This is a genomic window from Methylomicrobium agile (genome assembly GCF_000733855.1).
In the GTDB taxonomy this organism is placed as follows: Bacteria; Pseudomonadota; Gammaproteobacteria; order Methylococcales; family Methylomonadaceae; genus Methylomicrobium; species Methylomicrobium agile.
This window is the reverse complement of sequence record NZ_JPOJ01000001.1, coordinates 1,659,566-1,671,597: the sequence shown is the minus strand read 5'-3', so window position 1 is coordinate 1,671,597 and position 12,032 is coordinate 1,659,566. Positions and strand designations below refer to the sequence as shown.

The following is a 12,032-nucleotide window of genomic DNA, read 5'->3' as shown; positions in this document are numbered from 1 at the left end:
AGGAACTGTTATTGGGTTCCTTGTGCCATTGATCACTAATACGATGGAAGAGTTTTTATTTAAAAAAATTGAAGTCTGGATTGTCGTTCTCCTTGGAATTTTTGGTGTGGCGGGGACAGTTTTCTTTGGCGCCGCCGTACGCTATTATCACGAAGGAGGAAATTCCGGTCAATTTGGCGCATGGGCCGATACCATCGCAGCCATTCCGTCTACCGCCAAGACAATCGTTAAAGGCAAGCATGGCAAAGCCGCCATGGAAGCGCACGAACAGCGATTCGATGGTCACTCCGGGTTTGTGTTCAATTATCAAGCCGGAGAGCGTCCCGATTTAGGCTACCTCCTGCTCAATCGCTATGACTTTGATCTTGGCATGTCCGTGTCCGAATTGGTTGATTTGAACACTCAGGAAACCTTGCATCGATGGCATTTTGATGTGGACCCGCTCTGGAAACAATCAAAACGGGTCAATCATCTAGAAGTCGATCATGCGACAAAGCGGTTTCGCAACCAACACGCCTATTTATTGAACAACGGATCGATCCTAACAGGAGTACAAGGTCCTTTGCTTTCAGCCGATCTTTGTTCCAATCTCAGCCTAATAAATGACCAAGCTTCATATCACCATTCAATTGAAAGAGACGACAAGGGCAATTTCTGGATTCCCAAACATTTTGTACCCAAAACGGTAAAAATCGGCAGCAAGCAATTTTCCGATGATGGGATTGCATTGCTTACCCCTGATGGAAAGGTGCTTTCAGAAAAGTCCATCATCTCCATACTGGATCAGAACGGTTTGGGCTACCTGATTTACGGGATGGGCCGCTACAATGACGATCCAATCCATCTGAATGATATTCAACCGGTTCGGAAAGATGGCCTCTATTGGAAAACGGGCGACATCTTTCTGAGCATCCGCAATTTATCCATGATCTTATTGTACCGCCCCAGTGCCAATCAAGTGCTCTGGTACAAGCAGGGACCGTGGATCCATCAACACGATGTCAACATTTTGGATGATCACAGAATCAGCGTCTTTGACAATCATGCCAGATTTGAATTTGATAAATCCACTGAAAACCTGGTTGTCGATAGTTCAAACAATGTGTATATTTTCGATTTTCAGTCGGATTCCGTTACCTCCCCTTTCCAGAATGCGTTTACATCTCTGGATATCCGCACCCCCACGGAAGGTCGCGGAAAAATCATCAGTTCCGATGAGATCTTTGTCGAGGAAACGAACTATGGGCGATTGCTCCAGTTCAATAACCGGGGAGAGATTATCTGGCAATATATCAACCGCGCATCGAACGGCAAAGTCTACTACGTATCATGGTCTCGGTTAATCTCTAGAGCGCGTGGAGACCGGATACGAAACGCCATAAAAGAGAGCCAATGTTATGAAAACTAGCTATTTACCCTTTCTGATTTTTATCTTAATGTCAACGCCGGCATACGCCTACATTGGCCCTGGCATGGGGGCCGGTGTTATTGCAAGTGTCCTGGGTATCATTGCCTCGATCTTTCTCAGCATATTTGCCGTCATTTACTATCCCATCAAGCGGGCGTTAAAAAAGAGAAAGAATCGTTCGCCGGCACATGACGAACGGCATTAAAAAATTCAAAGAAAAAATATGAATGAATTAGCCATTATTGGCGCTACCTGTCTGAGTAGTGAAATGGTACTGTGGTTGCCTCTGCCCAAAACAGCTAGAACTTTGGTCGATACACTGCATAGATCAAAAAAGATACTCTTATCAAAACATATTTCCGATGATTGGAAAGAAAAAATTCTACCGGTCTATGCGTTTCGGATCTTTAAGCAAAGTGTATTCCTGCCGATATTAATCGCTCTGATCATGGCGCCCATTCTGCTTATTTCTTGGGCGCTTTCACCCTCCTTCATCAGGACGATCGTCGATCTCACAAAGCCGTTCACGTTATCGATAATGGTTGCCACATCGGTTGTATACCTCATGATTCGAATGAAATTTTCTAGATGACCGGTTATTCGATTTCTGATCAGATCCTTCATCGCTTTATTCTCGGTTCATCATTTATAAACGAGTTTCTATTTGATTTGGAATGCTCGATTTTCGAAGAAAAAAAAGCATCTGAATTGACTCATAGGCCGGTCTTCATCACAGGGCTTGCCCGCGCTGGGACAACTATTTTGATGAGATCGTTGTACGAGTCCGGTCAATTTGCATCTTTGACCTACGACGACATGCCCTTTGTCATGGCACCCAATCTTTGGCGACGAATGACGTCAAAAAATAAGAAGGTTCGCATCAAAAGTGAGCGCGCTCATGGCGACGGGATCGAAGTTGACTTTGATTCACCGGAAGCGCTCGAGGAAGTTTTCTGGCGTACCTTTCATGGAAAGGAATATATTCAGCGCACAAGTCTAAGACCTCACGAGATTTCTTTGGAGACCCATCGCGCGTTCGAAAGTTATCAGGATCTTGTGTGTAAGAAGTACGGCAAAGCGCGCTATCTCGCAAAAAACAACAATCATATTCTCAGAATAAAAAGCCTGGCACGCTACTGTAACCACGCAGCCATTTTGATTCTTTTCCGCGATCCCCATGACCAGGCCAGTAGTCTTCTGAATCAACACAATAAGTTCCTCACGAGTCCGCCATTTACTCGGACTTATATGGAGTTACTTGCTCATCATGAGTTCGGCGCTACCCACAGGCCTTTTATTTTTAAAAAAAATCAACCCATCGAAGGCGATCCAAAAACCCTCGACTACTGGCTAGACCGTTGGTGCCAATATTATCAGTACCTGCTCGAATTTCTTGCCGAGCACAACCCGCAGAATGTGATGTTGGTGTCGTATCAGCGCCTGTGCCGGGAGCCGGAATATTGGAAAGCCATCTGTAAATTTGTCGACATTCCTAATATCCCTGCAAATTTTTCGGCGCCGCCTTCCGAGCATTTACCATCATCAATTGAACGGATCGAGCACGCGAATGCGCTATATAACGCGCTCGAACAAGCGGCTGCGGCCAAGATCGCCGATCCTAAACAACATCCCAAGACCGAAAATATAACGGGCTGTTGAAAAACGGTAGAATATTTATGTTTCCCGCACCCACTGCCCGCTATAAAAGGACTGTATGGCGGTGCGTAGCTTCGGCATCGGGGGCCACGATTCCAGCTCCCAATCTTCGGCGGGTAGGCGTAGCCTTGATTGCGTAGGCGTAAAATGTCAATACCCTACTTACGCGCATCTGGAATCACTTAAAGCCATGCTTCGAGAATATAAAGCTTAAGAAAGCCTATAACCCTCCCCGGCAACCCTTGCTGCGATTTTGACTTCGAGTCGCTCTGCGCATATTCCGTGCAAACCCATATCGATAGCTCGTAGAATGCGCTGACCATCGGGAAGCGCATCGTTCGCGAGAGAGGCGCTTTCTTGCGTTGACATAGGGTGCGCGATCACGAACGACGCGCTTCACTTCATTCAGCACATCCTTGTAGCTCTTGTAGGGCGGATTCGCCGCTAGGCAATCCGCCTCGCTTTGAAGCTTGGTTTTTCTATTCACCGACTTTACTCGGCTAGAGTTTTAATATTTATTTTTCCGGATGAATCACTTTATTCTTGAGATTTAAGAAGGTACTTTTGACCTTATCCCAAGCAGCCGCGGATTTTTTTGAATGAATTACGTCCTTTATATCGTCAATAGCGGTATAAAGCAGCTTGTAATCCTCTTTTTCACCATAGCCCAATGTTTCGGCCAATAACAATTGACTTTTGGCATCATTGGTCAATTTTTGAATGGCTTCTCGGCTGGCTTGCTGCGATAGATCCTCTTTATGCTCCAACTCAGACGCTTCCGTTAACATCGATTCCGCCCGCAACAGCGGCAAAGGAATCATTTCAGTAATGTCGACCAGCGTATTTAGGGTTTCGTATAACGCCGTTTTAGCTTCATCCATTTTGCCTTTGTCGATGAGGGCAATGATGTCTTTAATGGCGGCAGGGAATGTGCCTAAAGGAATGCTTGTGGTGGTAATTCGCACTTCACTGACCAACTGGTCCAGAATTTTACGGGCATCTTGGACTTTGTGTTTCGCCAGAAGGGTATCGGTTTGGTTAAGCAGGGTCTGCACATCCTTGACGTCGGCGGACTTGCCGTTCAGTTCGAAATCGTTGACATCGGCTTCGACATTGGCCGGAATGAGTTCAAGATCTGGGTATTTAGCCAAAACAATATCCAGCTTACCCGAAACCTCCTGCAATAATGCCTTTGTCTTTTTCGAATCCTGTTTTTGCAAGGCTATCAATGCATTTTGAGTACCGGCGATAGCTTCCAATGCTTCATGCTCGACTTGTACCTGTCTTTCGCCCAGAAATTTTTGCTTCAAAGACTGGGACTCTTTATCTCCCAACTTCGCCGAAGGGCCAACTGTAGCGGTAGGGGGAGCCGCCGAAATCGACTGCATTGTTCCAACAGACGCGGCTAATACGATGGCTATCGCTAGGCCGGATTTTTTCAATTGATAACTTTTCATGCTTTACCTCGTATGTGAAAGAACCGTCATGAGCCGTGCAAAATTCACTCATGCAGGGATTGTCCATGATTGGATAAAAAGATTCTTATTACTTCGCAAAGGAAAAAGCAAACTGTGTGCCATCATATAAAGTAGTAATTCCGAAGGGGCTGACCCGATTAGTCCAGATATTTAAAAACCCTTGAAGGACTTAGACTTATTTTCATTTCCCTTGAATGTACATGCCATCAATTTGATTTAAACGGGAGGGTGCGTCCGCTCAAAAAAGATGTTTTTAATGGTTTAAATAAACGCATGATTTTGGTTGAATACCACCGATAGGAGAGAGACGATCGAACGATTGCCTGCAATCCGCTTACTACAAGGGTTTCAGAATTTTAATTCTGAGCCTGTTAAATACAATTACCGTTCCATCGCTATCCCATCCTTGATTCGTATAAGCCGATTAATATCGGCAAGAACCTTTCTGAAAAAATTGTCCCTGTAAGCCCCGCAACGGCTACAAAAAATAGAGAAGTAACTAATTTTCTAATCAAAGAACCATTTCTGGTTTGAAGAACAAATGAAAAACTAAAAGCAATGCTTGCAAACGAAGCCAATATCGAAGCCTTACTTGCGAGTGCTGCCGAAATGCTTCCGTGCGACGCAAGATTGGCTGAAGCGGCCACGGCACTGGCGCTCGACATTAACCCGCCAATAATGCTAACGGTATAAAATCCGGTTTCTCCGAAAATACTTTGGGATATTGTTCCAAATATGTGAATGACTAGAAATATAAAACCATATTTCAAGGCAGTCCATAAAGAAAACGGTAAACCCAGTTTTAATTGTATGGGTTCGTTTTCGACGATAGCTCTACCACTACGCTGGCTGATTAAAACCAAAACGGCGCTTGTAAAAAACATCAATACAAACGCCAGCCAATTATTTAATAAAACATTTGGCGCCAGGATAAGCAAGAGCATCGCATTACGCGCTAACATCGCCGTTGTTGCCAATAATATGCTTCTATAAGCATAGTCGACCAACTTATCGTTATCTTTAAGGCGACGGGTAAGTTCAATGACAGTAAAATTACTATTTACCAATCCTCCTAAAAAACCCGAAATTTCCGTGCCTCGCGCGCCATAAATCTTTAAAAGAACATAGTTGGCAAATCCTATGCCTGAAATTAATATGACTGTCACCCATGTCGCTCTTGGATCGATCAATTTCCAGGGACCAATTGAACCGGATGGTAGTGCCGGATAAATAACAATGGCCAGAATCGCCAAAAGTAGTGCAGAACGTAGTTCGCTTTCCGTTAATCCGACCGAAAAACCGCTTAGAGGTTCTTTCAAGGCCAAAAGTGCGGTGACTATAACCATAACCGCCGCGGGAGAAATGGTATGTCCTTGTCCGCATAGAATGCCAGCGAAACAGGTGATTAACATGGCGGCGGAGGTTGTTAACTCGATAGTTTTTTTAGTATGCAATAATTGAATATTTAGGGTATACGTCAATAGCCCGACCAGGAAAAGGCTCAGTAAGGCAAAATTTTCCCCCATTGCGCCTCCTATTCCGCCGAGTAATCCAATAAATCCGAATGTTCTAAGACCGGCTTCTTTGTCGCGTCTTTCTCGCTCGAGCCCGATTAACAAACCTAATATCAGACTCAGCGACAAACGAATTAAAGTTTCGCCGTAAGGCCAAATAATCGTAGGCAACAAAATGGATTGATTCTGCATGTTATTTTAAAAATTTAATGATTAATAGATTCTATATTCAACACTTAAGAAAAAGCTCACTTATCCCAAATACACGATAATATCCAATCCGTTGGATTGTTAGTCTTCAACCTCTGAGTTAGTCGACTTCCGAGCGAAAAAAGAGAGTTGTCAAATACGGTGCAAAAGTTAACAATAATGACGAGATAGCCTAATCCTTGAACAGGTCTTTTAAAATCGATATAGCCCGCCTTCGATAAATTATGCGTATCCTGCTCGCCGAAGACGATCCGTCGTTAGGCGCCACCCTGCAATCCTGGCTGCAACTCGACGGCTATGCGGTCGATTGGGTTAAACGCGGCGACCATGCCGAAACGGCGTTGCGCGCCCAGCCTTACCAATGCCTGCTACTCGACCGTGGTTTGCCGGGATTGAGCGGAGACCGTTTGCTCTCCGGCCTGCGGGCTCATGGCAACGACATGCCGGTATTGCTGATTACCGCCCGCGACGCCTTGTCGGACCGCATTGCGGGCCTTGATCTCGGCGCCGACGATTATCTGGTGAAACCTTTCGACTTGGAAGAATTATCGGCGCGCCTCCGCGCCGCTATCCGGCGCGGCTCCGGGCAGGCCGCCGGCGTGCTGCGTCACGGCGGCATCGTGCTTGACCCGGCAGGCAAACAGATTACCCAAAACGGGGCGGCCGTCGTGTTGACGGCACGAGAATTCGCCATCCTCCATGCCTTAATGCTGCACGGCGGCCGGCCGGTCAGTCGCGATCGGCTCGAAGACGCCCTGTACGGCTGGGGCGAGGAAGTGGAAAGCAATACGGTCGAGGTACACATTTACCACCTGCGCAAAAAGCTGGGGCGCCGCCTGATCCGCACCCTGCGCGGCCTGGGTTATGTGCTGGAAGCGCCGTGACCGGTTGGCTTTCGCAATGGCTGCGCGGCAAGACCGGCGGCGTTTATTCGCTGCGTAGGCGATTGTTGGTTTCGGTGCTGGGGGCCAGCGCGCTGTTATGGTCGATCAGTTTGGCGATCATGGTCAATATTGCCTGGGACGAAACCAACGATGTGTTCGACGACGGTCTGGAAGACGCCGCGCAATTGATTCGCGCGGCGGGAGCCGATTTGTCCGGGCCGGCCGTGGCGAATACCGACCCGATAGACCGCGATCGCCGCCATGCCGGCATTTATTACCAACTCGTCGCCAATAACCGCGTATTGCGCCGCACCGGGCCGACCCCCGATGAACCGTTCGTGACCGATTTCGATCGGCACAAAGGGTTTCGAACCGCATGGGTCGGCATGGCGCCGTGGCGGGTATTCGTCTTGCGCGACGAAGAGGGCGGCCTCGAAGTCCAGGTCGGCCAGCCGCTGGAAGCACGCACCGAAATTCTCGAAGAATTGGCGGACGATCTGATCTGGCCGGCCATGACGTTACTGGCATTACTCGGCGCGGTTATCTGGCTGGCGATCAGCCGGTTGATCGGACCGATCGAACAAACGGCGTTGACCATCGCCGGCAAGACGCCGGAAGACTTGACGCCGGTGGCGGTTGTCGAACAACCGGTGGAATTGCAACCGATCGTCAATGCGCTCAATACCGTGTTGGGCCGTTTGGACCATGCGCTGCAAGCCGAACGCCGCTTCACCGCGGACGCCGCCCACGAATTGCGCACGCCGCTGTCCGCGCTGCGGATGAAGATCCAGTTGCTGGAACGGCAGCATCCCGAGCATCGGCCGTCGTTACGCCAGCTCTACCAGGACACCGACCGCTGCACCGCGCTGATCGAAAATCTGCTGGCGCTGGCCCGTTTCGATGCCGCCCAGGCGTCGGCATTGCCGCGCGAACCTGTGGCGTTGCCGGATTTGCTCGACGAACTGCGCTGCTATCATTTGCCCCAAGCCGAAACCGGACAGATCGGGTTGGCCGTGGAGTGCCGCGTGGCGGCATTAGTCGGCAACACGGATCTGTTGCGTATCGCGCTGCGCAATTTGCTCGACAACGCGCTGCGTTACTGCCCGCCGGGGTGCCGGGTGCGCATCGAAGCGCAGTATATTGCCGGCGGGATACGTCTGGCGGTGCGCGACGACGGTCCGGGAGTCGAAGCATCCCAGCGCAGTCGGCTGGCCGGGCGTTTTTTTCGGGTGCTCGGCAGCGACCGGAGCGGTAGCGGCCTAGGGCTGTCCATCGTCGAGCGCATTGCCGCGCTGCACGGCGCCACGCTGCATTTCGAGACCGGCCTCGATCAACGCGGCTTGAGCGCAGTGCTGGACTTTCCCATCGCCGGGCAGGAAAAAAACGCCGTTTAGCTTCATATTCGCTTCATCGCCGCATGGTCAAATGGTTGCCACGATCCCGGTGCATACCCACGTTTGTACGGGACGTGCCTTTCATTTATCGATTATTTGGAGAAGCAGCCATGAAACGCTTATCGACCTTAACGACCTTGATTATTCTCGCTTTCGTTGCCAATGCCGCGCTGGCGGAATACGCCGGCCCAAGCAATGTGCCGGCCATGACCGTCAAGCAATTGCTGGATACCGGCACGGACGACCAATACGCGACCTTACGCGGCCGGCTAGTGTCGCACGACGGCGGCAAACATTACACCTTTGCCGATGACAGCGGTAAATTGCGCGTGGAAATCGAACCGCAACTGCTGCCGGCCGGCCAAACCCTTGACGCCAAGACCCGAGTGGAAATCAGCGGCGAGTTCGACAAAGACTTCGGCGAGGCGGAAGAATTGGAGGTCAAACAACTCAAAGTGTTGCCTTGATTTATCCAGGGAACGGCTGGCTTCGCTCCGTTCCCTTTTATGAATTTTGCAAAACAATACGGATGCCAACGATGTCCGGAATCGTTAGCAAAGCGCTAAACAATCTTCATTTCCACAAATTGCCCGCCAGATCGGCTGGGTTCGTCCTGCTGGCGGGCAGCCTGTGGGGGGCAACGGCACAAGCCGATTCCGTGGAAAACATGGCGGGCAGTTGGAGTTCGCTCACTCTTTCCGGAAAGCTCGGCGATTTCTCTCCCGGGCTTCGGGGATTCCGCTGGACCCTTATCGATCAGACGCGCCTGCGGGACGACAGTCCCTCTGCCTGGCGCCTCAACGAAGACCAGTTCTATGCGCAGATGGGCTTTTCCGTCAATTCCTACGCCAGCGTCTGGCTGGGCTATGTCCATGATTGGCATCATTCTCTCGGCAAGACCGACTACCACGAAAGCCGGCCCTACCAGGACCTGCTGTTCGACTTTCCGGTCGCGCGCTTCAAGGCCAAGCTCCGCACCCGTCTGGAAGAGCGGGTCAACCAGTCTACGGGCAACGTGGGTATCCGTCTGCGACAAATGGCCACGCTCCGGCTTCCCCTGGCATTCATCGATCCGAAACTGTCGCTGTACTTGGGCGACGAGGTGCTCTGCCATCTGAACGCCAATAGTTTCGGGGCGACGGGTTTCAGCGAAAACCGCGCGATGGTGGGATTCAGTTTCCAACTCAACCGGCAGCTCGGCGTGGACCTGGGGTATGTGGGGCAAACCATTCAGGAAACCGGCGGTGACGTAGTTCTCACGCATAACGTGAATGCCAACCTAAGTTATCGATTCTAATATCATACGGTTTAAATATATCAAATGACCACAGCAACCCGCTTGTCATGAAAGACTACCGATTTTCGGACCTATCTTGTGCTTTGACCGTCACGATTGTTTTGGCTTCTGGATGCGCTAGAGCATTTTCAGATTGACTAAACAACCACCTGCTAAAGCAGGTGGGTTCGAGTAACGGACTGAAAGTCCGGATACGCGTCGACTCAACGACGCGTCTTAATCCGGCTCCATCTTAAAATTATCGTTCGGGTTGGGTTCAAAATGATGCTCCAAATAATCTTTGATCATCTCTTCCTTCATCTGCCCTACTGTGGCGCAGAAATACCCTCGCGCCCAAAAGTGTTGCCCCCAATAACGCTTCTTCAAATGCGGAAACTCTTCAAAGAGATAACTCAATGTCCGACCCTTGATTCGCCTCATTATTTCGCTCGGTGCCATAGACGTGTAGGTCGGGCACGCGTTTTTTGTGCCCGACATTTCCCATGCTTTGAAAGGTAACAGGGTTTCAGACCCGCGCAACATTCCGAAGCAGGATCCTCGGGCAACGATAAAGCGGTTGCCCGACCTACACGGCTTGTTGCATTGTTAAAACGGCAGAGACGGGATTGCAATCCCGTCCCGCTTGGGGCACCTCTCTCGTGAACGATCACGAACGATGCATTTCACTTCGTTCAGCACATCCTATGGCCCTCTTGTAGGGCGGGGATTCGCCGCCAGGCAATCCGCCATTGCTTTGAAGTCTGTTGGCGTTTTGCTATCGCGAAAACGCCCTACAACTTTGCTCTTACGCTTGACGTGGATAACAGCCTGTAGGATGGGTAGAGGCGTGGCCGAAACCCATCAACCCCACGCCCATACTCGGCCGCAAGCCAAAAAGGAGACATACATTTATTTTCAGCTCATAACCCAATTATCGCGACTCCGGTTGTAATGGGTTTCACTTCATGCTACCCATCCTACCGTGCTAAATTGCCGTTTTAGCGCGTTTCAATAGATCGATGATTTCTTTCAGTCGAGAGATTTCTTCTTTTAACCAATCGATTTCTTTGCTCTGGTGATCGATAATCAGATGCGCCTTTTCGAGTTCCTGAACGCATTGAGCTTCAGTCAAAAGAATGGTGTGCGCTAAATTGCTATGCGTACAATTTTCCGCAAAATTAAAGACCGTTTTATCGTTGGTATCGATCAGTTCTTGCGTATCCACGCCAATCGCGTGAGCGATTTTTTCCAGTTTATCTAACTTGATAGCTGTTTCTCCCCGCTCGATTTTTGCATAAGTATTGACTGCACAGCCGAGCTTCTCCGCAAGCGCTTCTTGCGTCCAGCCTTTCCATTGCCGCATCACTCTCAGCTTTTCGTGAATTTGCATCAAATACCCCTAAATTGAGTTGTCATCACTCTTTTTCGATCTGTAATCAGCATCGGCCCTTAAATTAAAATGAAGTCATTGGCGCGTGATGCTGATCGTTACTAGCGGTGTTTTGGGAATCGCTTGTACCGGCCGGATTTGTTTGAGCGATATGCGCTAACGGCAACTTCCGTACGGCAAAGCCAATTGAATATCGGCCAATTATAAAATCTGACAAGTTTTTGTCAAAACTAAAACCCGCATGGAATTCATCGATTAAACCGATTAGTGCCAGCGGAACCGGGTAGGTCGGGTAACAGCTTCATCGTTACCCGGTGTTTAGGAGGCAATCTTGCTCTGCTATTGCAACAATCCGAAACCGGCTACCCAATTAAAACCTGAAAATGTCGGGCTACAGGGCTGGGGCATGCGCGAATTGATCGTCATACGAATTACAAAACGATTTAACGGTGAATGCCCAACTCCGCTAGATCTATGCAATGGGCAACAATGGAGTAACGATGTCAAAAAAGATGAATTTGCTTTACTTGAGTATAGGAGTTTTGCTTACAGGATGCACTTCTCAACTCCTCTCGAATGAGCGTATTGCTTCTGAAACCGCAGGAATCATCGGCGTTTCTCCGCAAGAGGTAACAGTCGAGAATAGACGGACAGAAATGACGAATACCTATTACATTGCCAAGACCAAAGATGGCAGCAGAGAATTAAGTTGTGTCATTAACGGTGGAAACATTGTCACCTTTGGTTTAGTCAATGCGCCAAGATGTGCGAAAAAGGGAGAGCCGATTAACGCATCTATATTCCATTACTAATGGAATAACC

At 49.2% G+C, this 12,032-nt stretch carries 12 protein-coding genes and 1 pseudogene; 9 read left to right on the top strand and 4 right to left on the bottom strand.

Features of this window, described 5'->3' with window-relative positions; genetic code table 11:
* Positions 1 to 43 precede the first annotated feature (43 nt).
* Genes CC94_RS0108065 through CC94_RS0108050 form a run of 4 tightly spaced genes read left to right on the top strand, consistent with a single transcriptional unit; the run spans position 44 to position 3,067 of the window.
* Complete coding sequence (locus CC94_RS0108065; RefSeq protein ID WP_169740949.1) at positions 44 to 1,408, top strand: arylsulfotransferase family protein; 1,365 nt, start codon at positions 44 to 46, stop codon at positions 1,406 to 1,408.
* Entirely contained in the window at positions 1,398 to 1,613 is a 216-nt protein-coding gene (locus CC94_RS0108060; protein ID WP_005368764.1) for a hypothetical protein, read from the top strand. The genes CC94_RS0108065 and CC94_RS0108060 overlap by 11 nt, the downstream gene beginning before the upstream one ends.
* Before the next feature lie 18 nt (positions 1,614 to 1,631).
* Positions 1,632 to 2,000 carry a hypothetical protein gene (locus CC94_RS0108055; protein WP_005368763.1) on the top strand — a complete coding sequence of 123 codons (369 nt, stop codon included), beginning with the start codon at positions 1,632 to 1,634 and terminating at the stop codon, positions 1,998 to 2,000.
* A complete protein-coding gene (locus CC94_RS0108050) occupies positions 1,997 to 3,067 on the top strand; it encodes a sulfotransferase (protein ID WP_005368761.1) in 1,071 nt (356 codons plus the stop codon). The genes CC94_RS0108055 and CC94_RS0108050 overlap by 4 nt, the downstream gene beginning before the upstream one ends.
* 512 nt (positions 3,068 to 3,579) lie before the next feature.
* Here CC94_RS0108050 and CC94_RS0108045 read toward each other — a convergent pair.
* Positions 3,580 to 4,521 (bottom strand): YfdX family protein, encoded by a 942-nt coding sequence (locus CC94_RS0108045; RefSeq protein WP_005368759.1) that lies wholly within the window; start codon positions 4,519 to 4,521, stop codon positions 3,580 to 3,582.
* 416 nt (positions 4,522 to 4,937) lie between these two features.
* On the bottom strand, positions 4,938 to 6,248 hold the full coding sequence (locus CC94_RS0108040) for an MgtC/SapB family protein (RefSeq protein ID WP_031430431.1): 1,311 nt from the start codon (positions 6,246 to 6,248) through the stop codon (positions 4,938 to 4,940).
* A 242-nt stretch (positions 6,249 to 6,490) separates the two neighbouring features.
* On the opposite strand from CC94_RS0108040, the gene CC94_RS0108035 reads away from it, so the two are divergent.
* The 4 genes from CC94_RS0108035 (at position 6,491) to CC94_RS0108020 (ending at position 9,841) form a co-directional block, all read left to right on the top strand.
* Positions 6,491 to 7,150, top strand: a complete 660-nt coding sequence (locus CC94_RS0108035; protein ID WP_005368755.1) for a response regulator — start codon at positions 6,491 to 6,493, stop codon at positions 7,148 to 7,150.
* Positions 7,147 to 8,544, top strand: coding sequence for a sensor histidine kinase (locus tag CC94_RS0108030; RefSeq protein WP_005368753.1), 1,398 nt, complete (start codon positions 7,147 to 7,149; stop codon positions 8,542 to 8,544). Before CC94_RS0108035 ends, CC94_RS0108030 begins: the two co-directional genes overlap by 4 nt.
* A gap of 110 nt (positions 8,545 to 8,654) precedes the next feature.
* Positions 8,655 to 9,011, top strand: a complete 357-nt coding sequence (locus tag CC94_RS0108025; RefSeq protein ID WP_005368751.1) for a YgiW/YdeI family stress tolerance OB fold protein — start codon at positions 8,655 to 8,657, stop codon at positions 9,009 to 9,011.
* 71 nt (positions 9,012 to 9,082) lie between these two features.
* Positions 9,083 to 9,841, top strand: coding sequence for a DUF2490 domain-containing protein (locus tag CC94_RS0108020; RefSeq protein ID WP_005368748.1), 759 nt, complete (start codon positions 9,083 to 9,085; stop codon positions 9,839 to 9,841).
* A gap of 216 nt (positions 9,842 to 10,057) precedes the next feature.
* On the opposite strand, the pseudogene tnpA reads toward CC94_RS0108020, so the two are convergent.
* Positions 10,058 to 10,282 (bottom strand): annotated as a pseudogene (gene tnpA, locus CC94_RS0108015) (IS200/IS605 family transposase); the annotation flags it as partial.
* A 523-nt stretch (positions 10,283 to 10,805) separates the two neighbouring features.
* A complete protein-coding gene (locus CC94_RS0108010; RefSeq protein WP_005368744.1) occupies positions 10,806 to 11,210 on the bottom strand; it encodes a helix-turn-helix domain-containing protein in 405 nt (134 codons plus the stop codon).
* Between the two features lie 500 nt (positions 11,211 to 11,710).
* Here CC94_RS0108010 and CC94_RS22965 point away from each other — a divergent pair, with 500 nt between their 5' ends.
* A complete protein-coding gene (locus CC94_RS22965; RefSeq protein WP_005368742.1) occupies positions 11,711 to 12,022 on the top strand; it encodes a hypothetical protein in 312 nt (103 codons plus the stop codon).
* Positions 12,023 to 12,032: the final 10 nt, after the last annotated feature.

What these genes read in the sequence shown, in the direction of transcription:
- CC94_RS0108040 (WP_031430431.1), bottom strand. Translation starts at nt 6,248, where the DNA reads ATGCAGAATCAATCCATTTTGTTGCCTACGATTATTTGGCCTTACGGC.
- CC94_RS0108050 (WP_005368761.1), top strand. Translation starts at nt 1,997, where the DNA reads ATGACCGGTTATTCGATTTCTGATCAGATCCTTCATCGCTTTATTCTC.
- CC94_RS0108010 (WP_005368744.1), bottom strand. Translation starts at nt 11,210, where the DNA reads ATGCAAATTCACGAAAAGCTGAGAGTGATGCGGCAATGGAAAGGCTGG.
- CC94_RS0108020 (WP_005368748.1), top strand. Translation starts at nt 9,083, where the DNA reads ATGTCCGGAATCGTTAGCAAAGCGCTAAACAATCTTCATTTCCACAAA.
- CC94_RS0108025 (WP_005368751.1), top strand. Translation starts at nt 8,655, where the DNA reads ATGAAACGCTTATCGACCTTAACGACCTTGATTATTCTCGCTTTCGTT.
- CC94_RS0108045 (WP_005368759.1), bottom strand. Translation starts at nt 4,521, where the DNA reads ATGAAAAGTTATCAATTGAAAAAATCCGGCCTAGCGATAGCCATCGTA.
- CC94_RS0108065 (WP_169740949.1), top strand. Translation starts at nt 44, where the DNA reads ATGGAAGAGTTTTTATTTAAAAAAATTGAAGTCTGGATTGTCGTTCTC.
- CC94_RS0108055 (WP_005368763.1), top strand. Translation starts at nt 1,632, where the DNA reads ATGAATGAATTAGCCATTATTGGCGCTACCTGTCTGAGTAGTGAAATG.
- CC94_RS22965 (WP_005368742.1), top strand. Translation starts at nt 11,711, where the DNA reads ATGTCAAAAAAGATGAATTTGCTTTACTTGAGTATAGGAGTTTTGCTT.
- CC94_RS0108060 (WP_005368764.1), top strand. Translation starts at nt 1,398, where the DNA reads ATGAAAACTAGCTATTTACCCTTTCTGATTTTTATCTTAATGTCAACG.
- CC94_RS0108035 (WP_005368755.1), top strand. Translation starts at nt 6,491, where the DNA reads ATGCGTATCCTGCTCGCCGAAGACGATCCGTCGTTAGGCGCCACCCTG.